This window comes from Pseudomonas sp. AC463 (assembly GCF_979253585.1).
This window is the reverse complement of record NZ_CEEDDZ010000026.1, coordinates 18455-33006: the sequence shown is the minus strand read 5'-3', so window position 1 is coordinate 33006 and position 14552 is coordinate 18455. Positions and strand designations below refer to the sequence as shown.

The 14552-nt window shown below is 63.2% G+C and carries 15 protein-coding genes; 6 read left to right on the top strand and 9 right to left on the bottom strand.

Annotated elements, in window-relative coordinates:
* Position 1: 1 nt before the first annotated feature.
* Positions 2 to 1285: a homogentisate 1,2-dioxygenase gene (hmgA, locus tag AC0IYH_RS25740; protein WP_471836862.1), complete on the bottom strand. Its 1284-nt coding sequence runs from the start codon at positions 1283 to 1285 to the stop codon at positions 2 to 4.
* A 120-nt stretch (positions 1286 to 1405) separates the two neighbouring features.
* Between hmgA and AC0IYH_RS25735 the strand changes: the two genes are divergently transcribed.
* Positions 1406 to 2185, top strand: a complete 780-nt coding sequence (locus AC0IYH_RS25735; RefSeq protein WP_116630621.1) for an IclR family transcriptional regulator — start codon at positions 1406 to 1408, stop codon at positions 2183 to 2185.
* A gap of 1 nt (position 2186) precedes the next feature.
* On the opposite strand, the gene dacB is transcribed toward AC0IYH_RS25735, so the two are convergent.
* From dacB to AC0IYH_RS25695, 8 genes are all read right to left on the bottom strand, one after another.
* Positions 2187 to 3644, bottom strand: coding sequence for a D-alanyl-D-alanine carboxypeptidase/D-alanyl-D-alanine endopeptidase (gene dacB / locus AC0IYH_RS25730; protein ID WP_471836860.1), 1458 nt, complete (start codon positions 3642 to 3644; stop codon positions 2187 to 2189).
* A gap of 54 nt (positions 3645 to 3698) precedes the next feature.
* Positions 3699 to 4739, bottom strand: coding sequence for a YncE family protein (locus tag AC0IYH_RS25725; protein WP_471836858.1), 1041 nt, complete (start codon positions 4737 to 4739; stop codon positions 3699 to 3701).
* Positions 4739 to 7156: a TonB-dependent siderophore receptor gene (locus tag AC0IYH_RS25720; RefSeq protein ID WP_471836856.1), complete on the bottom strand. Its 2418-nt coding sequence runs from the start codon at positions 7154 to 7156 to the stop codon at positions 4739 to 4741. Before AC0IYH_RS25720 ends, AC0IYH_RS25725 begins: the two co-directional genes overlap by 1 nt.
* A gap of 109 nt (positions 7157 to 7265) precedes the next feature.
* Complete coding sequence (locus AC0IYH_RS25715) at positions 7266 to 8201, bottom strand: glutathione S-transferase family protein (protein WP_471836854.1); 936 nt, start codon at positions 8199 to 8201, stop codon at positions 7266 to 7268.
* A 75-nt stretch (positions 8202 to 8276) separates the two neighbouring features.
* On the bottom strand, positions 8277 to 8552 hold the full coding sequence (locus tag AC0IYH_RS25710) for a GIY-YIG nuclease family protein (protein WP_101266778.1): 276 nt from the start codon (positions 8550 to 8552) through the stop codon (positions 8277 to 8279).
* 36 nt (positions 8553 to 8588) lie between these two features.
* Entirely contained in the window at positions 8589 to 9059 is a 471-nt protein-coding gene (locus tag AC0IYH_RS25705) for a nuclear transport factor 2 family protein (RefSeq protein ID WP_471836852.1), read from the bottom strand.
* A 94-nt stretch (positions 9060 to 9153) separates the two neighbouring features.
* On the bottom strand, positions 9154 to 9789 hold the full coding sequence (locus AC0IYH_RS25700) for a response regulator transcription factor (RefSeq protein ID WP_116630626.1): 636 nt from the start codon (positions 9787 to 9789) through the stop codon (positions 9154 to 9156).
* Positions 9790 to 9988: 199 nt separating this feature from the next.
* A complete protein-coding gene (locus tag AC0IYH_RS25695) occupies positions 9989 to 10720 on the bottom strand; it encodes a response regulator (RefSeq protein ID WP_122772629.1) in 732 nt (243 codons plus the stop codon).
* Positions 10721 to 11151: 431 nt separating this feature from the next.
* On the opposite strand from AC0IYH_RS25695, the gene AC0IYH_RS25690 reads away from it, so the two are divergent.
* The 5 genes from AC0IYH_RS25690 (at position 11152) to AC0IYH_RS25670 (ending at position 14540) form a co-directional block, all read left to right on the top strand.
* On the top strand, positions 11152 to 11781 hold the full coding sequence (locus AC0IYH_RS25690; RefSeq protein ID WP_122772628.1) for a DUF1120 domain-containing protein: 630 nt from the start codon (positions 11152 to 11154) through the stop codon (positions 11779 to 11781).
* Between the two features lie 43 nt (positions 11782 to 11824).
* Complete coding sequence (locus AC0IYH_RS25685; protein WP_471836850.1) at positions 11825 to 12442, top strand: DUF1120 domain-containing protein; 618 nt, start codon at positions 11825 to 11827, stop codon at positions 12440 to 12442.
* A 43-nt stretch (positions 12443 to 12485) separates the two neighbouring features.
* Complete coding sequence (locus AC0IYH_RS25680; protein ID WP_471836848.1) at positions 12486 to 13118, top strand: DUF1120 domain-containing protein; 633 nt, start codon at positions 12486 to 12488, stop codon at positions 13116 to 13118.
* 68 nt (positions 13119 to 13186) lie between these two features.
* A complete protein-coding gene (locus tag AC0IYH_RS25675; protein WP_471836846.1) occupies positions 13187 to 13813 on the top strand; it encodes a DUF1120 domain-containing protein in 627 nt (208 codons plus the stop codon).
* 28 nt (positions 13814 to 13841) lie between these two features.
* Entirely contained in the window at positions 13842 to 14540 is a 699-nt protein-coding gene (locus AC0IYH_RS25670) for a fimbria/pilus chaperone family protein (protein ID WP_471836845.1), read from the top strand.
* The last annotated feature ends 12 nt before the right edge of the window (positions 14541 to 14552 follow it).

Here is a 14552-nt window from a genome sequence, read left to right as displayed (position 1 = left end):
GTTATCTCCGGTTCGGGTTGAAGGTGTTGGGCAGCGAGGCCCAGCACGCGTCGTAAGAGGGTTGCAGGTGCGGGCAGTCGAGGGCGAATTGGGTGGGGCGCAGCACTTGGCTGGTCTCGAACATGAAGGCCATGGTGTTATCGATCTTGTGCGGCGCCAGCTCCGCGTTGATGGCCTTGGTGCAGGTTTCGCCGTCCGGGCCGTGGGCGCTCATGCAGCTGTGCAACGACGCACCGCCGGGCAGGAAGCCCTCGGCCTTGGCGTCGTAGGCGCCCTGGATCAGGCCCATGTATTCGTTCATCAGGTTGCGGTGGAACCACGGCGGACGGAAGGTGTTCTCGGCCACCATCCAGCGCGGCGGGAAGATCACGAAGTCGAGGTTGGCCAGGCCGTGCACGCTGGTGGGCGAGGTCAAGACGGTGAAGATCGACGGGTCCGGGTGATCGAAACTCACCGTGCCGAGGGTGTTGAAGCGGCGCAGGTCGTATTTGTACGGCACGTTGTTGCCGTGCCAGGCCACCACGTTCAGCGGCGAATGGTCCAGCTCGCAGGCCCAGAGTTCGCCGAGGAATTTCTGCACCAGGGTTGTCGGCTGTTTCAGGTCTTCGTAGTGGGCCACCGGGGTGAGGAAATCCCGCGGGTTGGCCAGGCCGTTGCTGCCGATAGGCCCCAGGTCCGGCAGGCGCAGCGGGGCGCCGTGGTTTTCGGCGACGTAACCGCGCGCTTGCGCATCCAGCAGTTCGACGCGGAATTTAAGGCCGCGCGGCAGCACCACGATTTCCAGCGGCTCAACCTCCAGCACGCCCAATTCAGTGGCGATGCGCAGGCGGCCCTGCTCGGGGACGATCAACAATTCGCCGTCAGCGTTGAAGAATACGCGCTCCATGGAGCGGTTGGCGCGGTAGGTGTGGATGCTGATGCCCGAGGGTTTTTCCGAGCCGGAGTTGGCGACCATGCCTACAAGCCCGTCGATAAAATCCGTCGGCTCGCCGGGAATAGCCAACGGGTTCCAGCGCAGGCGATTTGGCGTCACCGCGCCCAACGGCCCACCGGCCAATTGCCGTTCCAGCTTGACGAATGCAGGGTGGTTGGCCGACGGCTGAATGCGGTAGAGCCAGGTGCGGCGGGCTTCGCTGCGCGCCATGGTGAAGGCCGTGCCGGAGAACAGTTCGGTGTAAAGGCCGTAGGGGGCTTTTTGCGGGGCGTTCTGGCCGATGGGCAGCGCGCCATGCAAGGCTTCGCTGGCAAATTCATTGCCGAAGCCCGACAGGTAGTCGAGGTTCATGGATCATCCTCTGTAAGGAAGTTGTTTTTATCGTAATCCAGTTACGCACAACGTAATTTGATCACTGTCGACCGTCAAGCTATAAAGACGCCCATTCATCTTTCGGATTCTCGCCCCTCCATGGAAAAGCCCCGCGACACCGGTAAACAGAAAGTCCGCTCGGCCGAAGTGGGCACCGATATCCTCAAGGCCCTGGCCGAACTGTCGCCGGCCACCTCGCTGTCGCGCCTGGCCGAGCATGTGCAAATGCCGGCGAGCAAGGTGCACCGCTACTTGCAGGCGCTGATCGCCTCGGGGTTTGCCGAACAGAACGCCGCCACCAACCATTACGGCCTGGGTCGCGAGGCATTGCGCGTGGGCCTGGCCGCGCTGGGCAGCATGGACGTGCTGAAAGTCGGCGCCCTGCCCCTGGCGGAACTGCGCGACGAATTGAATGAAACCTGCTTTTTGGCGGTGTGGGGCAACCAGGGCGCGACGGTGGTGCAGATCGAGCCGGCGGTGCGCGCGGTCACCGTGGTCACGCAACTGGGCTCGGTACTGCCATTGCTCAGTTCATCCACCGGGTTGGTGTTCAGCGCGTTCCTGCCGTCGCGGGAAACCATCGAGTTGCGCGAACGTGAGGTCCAGGCCGGCACCGCCCACGCCTTGGCCGACGATGATGCCTACGCCAGCGCCTGCGAACAGATCCGCCAGCGCGGCCTGCACTTTGTGCATGGCCTGCTGATGCCAGGGGTAGATGCGTTGTCGGCGCCGGTGTTCAACGCGGTCGGGCAAGTGGCGGCGGTGATGACCGTGGTCGGCCCCACCTCACTGTTCCACGCCGACGAAGATGGCCCGGCGGCCCAACGTTTGCTGGCCGCGACCCGGGCCGTGAGCTGGCGCATGGGCTATCAGCCCTGAGCTAGTCGCGCCAATGGCTCAAAGCCAGCGCCACGCGGTTTTCCAGCGCGCGGATGGGCGCGGCGTCGCTGAGGTAGTTATTGCTGACCATGGAGAACACCAGGCGCCGGCCCTTGGCGTCGGTGATGTAGCCGCTCAATGACGACACGCCGGCCATGGAGCCGGTCTTGGCGTGCAGGTTGTTTTGCGCCGCCGTGCCGCGCAGACGGTAACGCAGGCTGCCGCCGGTCATGCGGTCGGCATTCCCGGCAATCGGCAAGGCGTTGTACCAGGCGTCGAACCAGGGTTGCTTGGCGGCCGCCAGCAGCAGGTCGGTGAGGTTCTGCGACGACACCAGATTGCGCCGCGACAACCCCGAACCGTCCACCTGGCTCAACGTCGCCGGGTCCAGGCCCTGGCGCTGCATAAACCCCGCTACCGCCGCCACACCTGCCGCCGCCGTTCCCGCATTCGCGGTCTTGCGGCCCATGGCCTTGAGCAAGGCTTCGGACATGTTGTTGTTCGAGAGTTTGAGCAACGGCGTGATCAAGTCCTGCAACGGCGCCGATTGATGCTCGGCCACCACCGTGGCCGTCGCGGGGGTTGCGCCGCCGATCACGCGCCGCCCCAGCACCTGGATGCCCTGCTGCGCCAGCGCCTGTTCGAACAGATTGGCCACCAGTTGCGTCGGCTCCCACACACTCACCCATTGCCGGCTCTGCTTGCCGGGGGCCAGCGCGCCGCTGAGTTGCAGCAGGTTGGTGCCGTGCTGGCGGGTGATGCCATAGCTGTTGCCGGTGCCGCTGACGGCGCGGTTGCTCAGTTGCACATAGTCGGTGGGCGGGCTCACCACCACCGTCACCGGCTGACCGACTGCGGTGGGCGCCTTGGCGGTAACCAGTAAAGTGCCGGCATCAAAATCGGTATTCGGTGACACCGTGAGCGCCGAAATCTGCGCGCCGTAGTAGGTGCTTTCGTCGTCGTGGGCCCAGTCCACACCCAGCCGCTCGGCGTCAAACCAGCTGTCGTCGAACACCAGATCGCCCTGCACCTGGCGTACGCCCTGGCTGGCCAGTTGGGCGGCGAGTGCCTGGTAGTCGGCGAACTGCGTGGTCGGGTCGCCCAGGCCGCGCAGGTACAGGTTGCCGCTGAGCCGCTCGCCCTGGCGGGTGCCCGTGCTCAACAGCTGCGTGGAAAACCGGTACTGCGGCCCCAGCACATCCATCGCTGCGGCGGTGGTCAGCAGCTTGAGGTTGGAGGCCGGAATCAGGCGGGTGCGCGGGTTATGTTGATACAGCGTGCTGCCGCTGCGGGCGTCGCGCACCATCAGGGAGACGGTGGCGCCGTTCAACGCCGGGTCGGCCAGTACCTGATCCAGGTTTTGCCCGCTGGACGTCCTCGAGGCCGTAGCGCAACCGCCCAGCAGCATCGTCAACCCCAGCAGTATTGCGCCGGCCTTTGTCCTAAGTCCCAACCGCATAAATCTGACATTCCTGACGCTGAAAGAGTACGCAGCTTGGGTAATTAACCGCGCTCAATCAAGTGCCAGGGTGGTGATGGAGAATGTGCCCGGCTGAAACTGTGGGTCGGGTTTCGGCTCCGCCGGGCTCGGAGCGGGCTGCACGAAGTCCATGGCCGGCAGGTAAACCTGTTGGCGTGGCGCGTCGAACGCCATGTTGTAGGCCATCGGCAACGTGCTGACCGTCGCAGCCAAGGCGTAATGATCGGCATCCTGCTGATCGATCACCAGCAGGTTCGCGTCCACACCGCTGGGCACCAGCACACGCCGCAGCCGGGCGTCATAGGCCACGGCGTTGACGTCACGCCCGATCGGCAAGCGCGCCTTCACTTCGCCGGTCTCGCGGTCCGCCACAATCAGCTGCGGCGTATCGCCTCGGCAGGCCACGAACAGGCGCTGACGCTCAACATCCTGGGCCAGCGCGCTGGGTTTGGGGCAACCGGCGAATTGCCAGGTATCGAGCACGGCGAAGGTGCTGGCCGAATACCGCGCAACCTTGCCTTCATCGCGCATCGGCAGGAAGAAACTGCCATCCCCCTTGAGCAGCAGCGGGTCGATCTTCTTCACCGCCAGTTCATGCGCGCCGGTAATGCGCTCCTGTTCGGGGTCAAACTCGAACAGCGTCGAGCGGTCCGCGCGCCGTCCGCTGACGATAATCACCTTGCCGGTGGCGGGCTCATACACCGCGCTGTTGAGGTTGCTCTGCGCCACCGCGATGCGCTTGAGCGGCTTGAGTGTGGATAACTGCACGACCCCCAGGCTGCCGTCGGTGTTGAGTACGAATACCCGATCCAGTTCGGGTACGAACACCATGCCGTTGGCGCCTTCGGACTGCGCCACGGTCTGGACCGCACGCTGGTGCTGCACGTCGAATACCGTGAGGCCGTTTTCACGCCGAGCCACAAACAGGTAGGGCCGTGTCGGGTCGAGGCCGACGAAGCCCCAGCTGTGCCCGGAACCGGGCAGGGTTACCCGGTGCTCGCGGTGATACATCGGCGGCTCGGCCAACGCCGAGGCGCTAACCAGCAGGGCCAGAACGGCTGCGAGTTTTTTCATCAGAACTCCAACGTGCTCGACACCGACACCTGCCGTGCATCGCCGATGGACACAAACAACCGGCTGGCTGCCGAGGTGTAGTAGGTGCGGTCGAACATGTTCTTCACGTTGACCTGGAACTTGACCTTCTGCCCGTCGATCTTGGTGTCGTAAGTGGCGAACGCGTCGGCCACGGTATAGCCCGGCAGGTCGAAGTCATTGGCGGCGTCGCCAGCGCGCTCGCCGACGTACCGCGCACCGGTGCCCACACGCAGTTGGTCGCCGCCGAAAATGCTGCCGAAGTCGTAGGCCACCGACAGCGAGCCAGTGTGTTTGGCCACGTTTTGCAGGCGGTTGCCCTCCAGCGTCGGGTCTTTGTCTTTGACATCTTCGGCGTCGGTGTAGGCGTAGCTGCCGATCAGGCTCCACTGGTCGGTCAACTGGCCGGTGGCGTCCAGCTCCAGGCCACGGGAGCGAACCTGGCCCGCCAGGCTGTAGATGGTGCTCCCCGCCACTTCCGAGGACACCAGCACATTGCGCTTGTCGATATTGAACAGCGCCGCACTCGCGGTAATGCGCCCAGGAATATCCAGCTTGGCGCCCAGTTCCCAGGACTTGGCCTTCTCGGGCGTGAGGTCGCCGGTCAGGGTGCTGCCATCGGCCAGCGCGGCGATGGTGGAGTTGGGCTTGAACGATTCGGTGTAGCTGCCGTAGAACGACAGCTCGTCGGTGTAGCGGTACACCAGGCCGGCACGCGGCACCCAGGCCTGGCCATTGCCGTTGGTGTTGGCCTTGAACGGCACGCCCTTGCCGGCGTATTGGTCGTACATCTGGTAGCGCGCGCCGGCGACGAAAATCCACTGGTCGGTCAGGTGAATGGCGTCCTGAAAGAACAGCGAGTCGCTGCGCAGCAGGTCGGTCTGGGCGCTGTCGGCGGCGCTGACGGTGGTGCCCGCGACTTCATTGCCGTAGACCGGGTTGTTGTAATTGAACGTGCCGCGCGAATTCTGGCGGATCAGGTCGGCGCGGTAGATCTTGCGGTACTCGTCGTCCATGCCAAACACCAGATCGTTCTGCAGGCCGAACAGATTGACCTTGCCTTCCAGGCTCGCCGTGGTGAAACGGTCGGTGGTGATCGCGCCTTTGGTACCGTCCATCCGGCGGGTCAGGTTGCCGTTGGTGGCCACGGCGCTGACGCGCACCTGGCTGGCGTCATAGGTTTCACGGTTCCAGCTGTAGCCGAAATGGGCTTTCCAGTCGTCGTTCAAATCGTGGTCGGCTTCAAAGCGGTACAGGTCGGAGCGGCCTTCCATGTTGTTGAACGGCTCGTCCAGACGTCGGGTAGACGGGATATCCAGCGGGTGGTTGGACTTGTCGATGGCGGTGCCTCGGTCGAACGGCGAAAGAAATTCGCGGTGTTCATACGCGAGCAACAGCTTGGTGCTGTCGCCATACCAGGCCAGGGACGGCGCCACCAACGACTCACGGTGGGTGCCGAAATTGCGCCAGTAGTCTTCGTCTTCATGATCGACGATCAGGCGATAAGCCAGGCCGGAATCACCAATAGGCCCGGTGGTGTCGAGGTTGCCGCCGCTGCCGTTCTTGCCGTCGCCGAAGGTGGAGCCGCGTACGGTCAGGGCGGTGGATTGCACCAGCTCAGGCTTTTTGCTGACGATATTGACCACGCCGCCCGGGTCCTGGATGCCATACAGCAAGGATGCCGGGCCCTTGAGCACTTCAACCCGCTCGGCCGTTGAGTTCAGCGCACGGCCCTGCACTATGGGCATGCCGTCGCGCATGATCGAGCCGTTGCGGTTGTCGCCGAAGCCACGCAGCATCACCGCGTCCTGGGTGCTGGCGAGGGTGTTGGCCTGGGTGATGCCGCTGATGTTGCCGAGGGCGTCATCCAGGTTGCGCGGGGTCTGGTCGCGCAGCACCTGGGCGGGCACCACGTTGACGGTTTGCGGGGTTTCCAGCAGCAGGCCGTGGGAGCGCATCACCGAACTGGTGGGCGGCGGCTGGTAGCTGGTGCTGTCCTGAGCCTGGCCAACGCCGCTGATGGTGGTGGCGCCAAGGTTGACCGCGCCGTCGGTAGGCACCGGTTCCAGGGCCAGGGTGCGGGCGTCGATCTGGCGGAAGGTGAACCCGGAGTTGCCCAGCAGGCGTTGCAGGGCCTGGGTCGCGCTCATTTGCCCGCTGACTGCCGGGGCATTCAGGCCGTAGGGCGCTTCATCGGTATAGATCACGCTGATGCCGGTAACCCGGCTGAAATCGCTCAGCGCCTGGGGCAGCGGTTTGGCTGCCAGGGTAAAAGTGAACTGGGCGCTCTGCTGCTCCTGCGCCTGCGCGACGCAAAGGGGCAGCAACGCCAGCCCCGACACCGCCAATACCGAGGCTCCCAGCCACTGTTTAACCAAACCGCCCGCCATCGATTTCATGCTGTGAGAACCCGTGTAGAAAACGCCGTTAATGCGAATAGATCGCAGTTTCAAGCACTACACGGATGGGCGGGGGATTTACCTCACATTTGTTTGCAAATATTTTTACTTATTGCGCCTGAATGCGAAAACCCATGCGTGGGAAATGCACATGCACGCTGCCAGCGCGTTCGTCGCTGCGGCGTAGGATCAACTCCTCGCGCCCGGCAAACAGCAGCTCGCCGGCCACCGGGTCGACGCCGTAATCGATGGCGCTGATGGTCACGTGCTGGCCGGGGTGGAAGCCATTCAAGTCCTCGAATTTTTCGTCCGGCAGCGCTGCCGGCGTGGCATTACGTGCGATGTCCAAGGCCTGCTCCGCGGTCATCTGGCTGGCCGTGCCGTGGCCGAAACCGAGCACGCGGCCCAGCCACGCCGAAACAGCCGGATACGCGTCCACCAGCGGCGCGGTCACCGGCGTGGCCTTGAGAAACCACAGCGGGTGGGCCAGGGCAAAGTCGGCAATCGAAGGTTCGCCGAACAGGAAGTCACCCGGCTCGCGCTGCAGTTGCTGCTCCAGGCGCGTCATGATCGCCGGCCATTGATGCTTGGCCAATTCGGCCGGCAGCTTGCTCGCCGTGCCGCCGCTGAACAGTGCGGCGCGGTCGGCCAGGAACGCCTTGATCGCTTCCGGCGGCAACTTGCCGAAGCGTACCGCCACGGATTCGGGCTGGAACACCAGGCTCACGGCGTGGGCGAATACCACGCTGTCGGCCCAGGTGGCGAAGGTTTGGGTGATCATTTCCTGGCCAAGCGGGAACAGCGCCGGGGTGGCTTTTTCTTGCTCCAGGCGGCGGGCGATCAGGGCGGTGTCGCAGTAGATATCGGCGCCGACTTGCAGCACCGGGGTCTTGCGATAGCCGCCGGTCAGGGCCGTGAGATCGGGCTTGGGCATCACCGGCGAGATATGCACCGAGTGCCAGGACAGGCCTTTGAAGCCCAGCAGCAGCCGCGCTTTTTCCGCGAAAGGGGATGTGGGGTAGTGGTGCAGGATGAGCTCAGACATGCCGGGGTCCACTTGGAAAATGAACCCGCAGCTTAACGCGCAACCTGCGCCGATGGCGTGATGGGAACCCATCACTCAAATCAATGAGCCACTCGCCGCCAGGCATTCCTTGGCGCTTTTTTTCAGCTTTTTGATCAAGCGCTCCTGGCGCAGCGCCTCGCCTTTGCTCGCGCATTGCTCGGTGTACACCAGCGCCACGGCCGGGCTGGACAGGAAAAACCGCGCGCCCTTGCCGCTCTGGTGCGAGGCAAAACGGCGCACCGGGTCATTGCTGATGCCGCAATACAGCGCGCCGTTGGCGGCGCGCACCAGGTAGACGAACCAGGGTTTGGGTTCAGTGGGAGTCGTCACGGATCAATTCGGCAAACCAGAGGAACGCCAAGCTTATCAACGACTGGCCTGGAATGCCTTCAAGCCTTTGCGTGCCTGGGCGCGCACGGCGTTTTTCAGCGCCGGTGACCAGCCCAGCAGCAAGCCCTTGAGGCCCAGGGCCTGGCGCGACCAGCGCCACAGGTCGAAGTGATCATGGTGCTCGCAGATCTTGCCGTCGCGAAACACAAACCGCGCGCCGATATCGTTGATCACGGTGTTGCCGGTCGCGCTGAACAGGTACGTGGCCACCCAATGTGCGCTGCCGGTGCTGTCATCGCTGCGCACATGGTCGAAGGTCAGGGAAAAATCCTTGGCCCGGGTGGTCAGCATGCGCCACATATCCCCGGCATCGCGCCCACGCAATTCACCGAACGCCGGGTCGCTGAACAGCACGTCCTCGGTGTAGCAGGCCGCCATGGCTTCGGCGTCCAGGCGCTGGAAAGCACTGTAGAACTCGGTGATCAGGGCGTTATGGGCGTCGCTCATGGGCAGTTTCCGCAAAAGGGTCGAGGGGCTGGATACGATAATCCTCAAGCGCGAAGAACACTATCGGCATTAATGACAGGAATACCCCTTCCACCTAAGGCACCATCCCACAGCTACGCGCATAGGCGAACAGCTCCACGTCGGTGCAAATGCACAGGCGGTTCATGGCCGTGCTTTTCTGCTTGCTGATGGTGGACACGCTGCGGTTGACCTGGGCGGCGATCTCGCTGACGGTCATGCCGCTGGCGAGCATGCGCACCACTTCGCGCTCGCGGCCGGACAACTGGGGCTGCGAGGACTGATCACCGGTCCCGGCCTCGACCATCTGCGCACGCAACCCCTCGCTGACGAACGTCTTGCCCTGGCTGACCGCCCTGATCGCCAACGGCAACTCCTTGGATGAGGCGCTCTTGGCGATGATCGCCCGCGCGCCCTGGGCAAACGAGGCGCGCAACGTGACGATATTGGCGAACATCGTCACCAGAATCACCGGCAAATTGGGGTATTGGCGGCGCAGCAAGCCCAGCAGCACGTAGCCATCAGCCTGCTGCCCACCCGGCATGGTGAAGTCGGTCACCAGCAGGTCGCAGGGCGTGTTGCCCAACAGATCAAGCAACTCATCCGGGCCATCGGCCTCACCCACCACCTTGCACGTGCCGCCCGCCTCGATCACCACCCGCTGGCCAATGCGCACAATGGGATGATCGTCGGCAATAATTACGCGAAACATAAAAAACCACGAATGCTGGCAAATTGATCAAGAAAAATAGCCCCGTCCACCGCCGCCAACAACCGCCCAACCACGGCCGATTTTCACTGCGCCCCGTGTGGATTAGCGTTTGAATTCCTGCCTACAAAATAAAAGGACATGACTTACAGATTAAAACTACAAACAGTGCAGACATAACCTACAAAACCGTCTGAGCACGTCATAAATCTGTCAAATACCGCAGGTAAACAATCACGCCTTGTTCGAATTCCTGCAGCGCTTGCTGATTCAGCACGATGCCATGTTCACGCAAGTCTTCGATCAAGCGGCCCGAGCGCGAGTCCGGCTCGGTACCGGCGAGGAACGCCAGGCTGCCCAGCAAGCGATGCAAACACTCGACGGCGGCGTGTTGATCCAGGGTGCTACAGGCCTGCAGCAGGCCGGCATAGTCCACATTGGCCTCATGCAAGAGGCTGCTCAGCAGGCGGTTCACCACCTGCTCATCGCCAAAGGTTTGGATCAGTTCGGCGCGGGTTGGCCAGTGTGCCTGCACCACGGCCACAAACGGGCTGGCGATCTGGCCTCCCGGCGCGGGCAGCCAGTGTTCCAGGACCTCACGCAAGCGTTGGGCCGACAAGGGTTTGAGCAGCCAGGCGTCCATGCCGGCCTCAAGGCCACGCTGCACATCGTCGGGGGTTACCTGGGCGGTCAAGGCAATGATGGGCACGCGCTGGCGGCCTTCGACGTGCTCGCGCCGGCGCATCTGCCGAGCCATGTCGTAGCCATCCAGCACCGGCATGCGGCAATCGCTGATCACCAGGTCGAAACGTCGCAGCCCGCTGGCTACCACGGCCTGCTGCCCGTCGCCGACCACCTCATGGCCCAGGCCGAATTTTTGCAGGAACCAGCCCATCAAGGCGCCGTAGGTGGGGTGGTCGTCGGCGACCAGCACGCTCAGGTTGCACCAGTGCGCAGGGGGGCTGCCCCAAGGTGATGGTTGAGCAGGACCCCTTGGCCGCATGGCCACCTCGATATCTATTAAGACGATGAAAGGTCCTCTCGGCGGCCGTTTTGGCACACTCGAAAAAGAACACTAGTTCGACATTAGATATCCATATAAGTGGCCTTGTTACGATACAAAAACTACGAAAGATTGCATCTTTTCCTACACCGCGAAAGCCCAATTCCGACACCGACGGAATGTCGTATTTGTTGTATTCCCCCTCCCCTGCACCGGCGCTAAATTGCGCCCCAGCCCAAAAGGGCAACCCGCCAACTCACCTGGCGGCCAACCATTCGAACTGACCCAATGCCCCACCGCGCCCTTTCAGGCGCAGCGGCGACGTGCACTTGTCAGTTGACCCATTACCGAGACGACACACCATGAACAAGCACCTGATCGCACTTGCCAGCGCCCTGCTGATCACCGGCACCGCCCCGGCCTTCGCCGCCAGCACCGTAGACCTGACCGTCAAAGGCATCATCACCCCGAACGCCTGCACCCCAGCCCTGTCCGGCGGCGGCGTGATCGACCACGGCAAGATGTCGGCCAAGGACCTGAACACCGACCGCAACACAATACTGCCGACTGCCAGCCTGCAAATGACCGTGAACTGCGATGCACCGGTGCTCTTCGCCCTCAGGGCGATGGATAACCGCCTGGGCTCCGGCACCGCCAGCGGTTTCGGTTTGGGCCTGATCAATGGCACCCAGAAGCTGGGCTCCTATGACTTGAGCCTTGGTTCATCCGCCAACCCACCGCTGGCCGACGGTGAAGTCGTACAGGCCATCGCCTCCTTCGACAACGGCACCACCTGGGAGAAATACAACTCCTTTGAACACGGCCTGATGCTCTCCGTCGCCGCCCTGTCGGACCTGACCACCCCACGCCCCACCGAGGAGCTGGTGACCGAGGTTAACTACCTCGGCTACATCAACCGCACCGACGGCCTGGACCTGAGCGAAGAAGTGCAGATCGACGGCTCGGCCACCATTGAAGTGGTGTACCTGTAACCCCCTATACCCTCGACTCTGCAACCCAAGGTGACGCTTGCCTATGAATTTCTCACCCGCTGTTTTGTTCACCGCTTTGCTGCTGGCGCCCGCCGTACAGGCCGCCAGCAGCGCCGACTTTGCCGTCACGGGCACCATCACGCCGAGTGCCTGTGGCCCCACGCTCTCCAGCGGAGGCGTGGTGGATTACGGAAAGATGACGGCCAAGGAGCTCAGCGCGGACACGCCAACCTCGCTGACGCCGCAGACCATGCAACTGGAAATCCAGTGTGAGGAAGCGACGTTCATCGCGCTGAGCACCATCGACAACCGCGCAGGCACGTCGGCGATCAACCAGAACTGGCATGGCCTGGGCATGACTGGCAACAACGAAAAACTCGGCAGCGCCGGGTTCGGTCTGTTCAATCCAGCCGCCGACGGCGTCGCCGTCAAAACGGTCACCTCAACCGATGGCGGAGCCACCTGGCTGCCGTCGGTGTCCCTGGGGCATACCCGGCAAACCTCTATCGCCGCCGCTGGCCCCAGCCATGCGCCGATTGCCGTGAAACGGTTCACCGCAGACCTGCGCCTGTTCACCATGATCGATGGTACCGACCGGCTGACCGTGCTCGAAGAAGTACCGCTGGATGGCCACGCCACCGTGCAACTGAAGTACCTGTGAGCCTTTTCTCAACCGGCCCTACTCGAAAGGAAACGTGTGCCCCATGAAACTTACGCTCAATGCCCTGGCTACCGCGCTGCTGATCAGCACCAGCGCGAGTGCCGTGGCAGCGTCCACCGTCGACTTGACCGTCAAGGGGGTGATTACCCCCAATGCCTGCGAACCGAGCCTGTCGGGCAACGGCGTGGTCGATTACGGCAAGATCTCGGCCAAGGACCTCAATCTCACCACCATCACCGAACTGCCTAGAACCACCTTGCAGCTGCAAATCAACTGCGAGGGCAAGACCCTATATGCATTCAACGGGACCGATAACCGGGCCGGCTCAGCGCCTTACGCCTTCATGTACGGCCTGGGCCAGATCAACGACGCCCAGAAACTGGGGGGCTACAGCCTGCTGCTCAACAGCGCCGTGGGCGATAACGTCGCCATCACCCCGCTACAGTCCCACGACAATGGCGCCTCCTGGATGGAAATGTATGAAGACTCCAGCATAGGGCCGATGGACCTGGCGGGCTTTGGTGACCGCACCACCGGTGTGTGGCTGCCAATCGCGATCGAGCAACTGACCACCAACCTGGAAATCAACGCGTTCATCGCCCGGGCCGACAGCCTGGACCTGAGCGATGAGCACCCCATCGACGGCTCCGCCACGTTCGAAGTGAAGTACCTGTAAACCCGCCGCCTCGCCGTTCGCGGCGAGGCGCCTTAATTATTTGCCTCAAACACATTGAAGACCGAATGATGAACAGAACCCTACGCCTGTGCGCGGCGCTGTTATTGCTCAACACCGGCTCTAGCGTGTTTGCCAGCAGCGCGACCGAGATGACCCTCGCGGGCCTGGTCACGCCCAGTTCCTGCACCATCGCGCTGTCCGGCAGCGGGGTGATCGACCACGGCACCATCCCTGCCCATACCTTGAACCAGGAAGCGCCCACAGCCTTGCCCAGCCAGTGGCTGGAGGTGGAGATCATCTGCAGCGGCCCGATGCTGTTTGCCCTGATCGGCGTGGACAGCCGCGAGGATTCGTCCGCCGCACCCGGCACCGCCTACGGCCTGGGCAAAAATCCCAACGCGCCCACCGAACACTTGGGCTCGGTTGGCCTGGCGTTCGAAGCGGCGCAAGGCGACGGCCAGGCCATGCAGTCGCTGGCGTCAAAAACCCAGGGCGGCATCTGGTCGCCTCAACCGGCCATATACCCCAGGACCCTGATGGGCTTTGCCCGCCCCGGCCGGCCGTTTCCCGAACCCATCGTCATGTTGAACACCCGTATCCGCGCGCAAACCACCATCAACCCGGCGAACCGCCTGACCCTCAGGCAAGACGTTCCCCTCGACGGTTCATTGGTGCTGGACCTGCGTTACCTCTAAAGCCCGTGATCATTTCAGGAAGTGCATCATGAAAACCTCTGCAACCTTGCTGGCCCTGGGCTGGCTACTGAGCACCCAAGTATTCGCCGACGGCATGGTGCCCGACACCTCGGTGGTGATCGTCAACGAGGCCGATGGCGAAGCCTCGGTGTCGGTCACCAACACCGACGGCAAGCTGGCGCTGCTGCACGTCACCCTCGAGAACATTCCGGAAGACACCGAGTCGCTGCTGTTTGTCACCCCGCCCCTTGCCCGGGTGGAGGCGGATAAAAGCCAGCTGGTGCGCTTTATTCTGCAAAACCGCACGCCGCTGCAAACCCAGCGCCTGAAACGGGTGATCTTCGAAGGCATGCCCAAGGACCGCGACGCCCAACAGGCCGGGCACGCGCGGGTCGGCGTGACCGTGCGGCAGAACCTGCCGGTGATCATCCACCCCAAAGGCCTGGCGCCGAACCGTACACCCTGGACCGGGCTCACCTGGTCGCTCAAGGACGGCCACCTGAACATCGACAACCCCACGCCTTACGTGGTGCGCCTGGCGCAGGAGCTGCAACTGCTGCCCGGCAAACAAGGTCTGGTGCTGCCGCGAACCTACGTGCTGCCCGGCGAAACCTTGCGGCTCAGCACACCTCACGCCGCCACCGCCGTACGCCTGCAACCGGCCACCGTCTACGGCTTTGCCGTCGCCGCCTATGAAGCACCGATAACCGCAGCCAACGCTGAATAACGAAGTGACAGC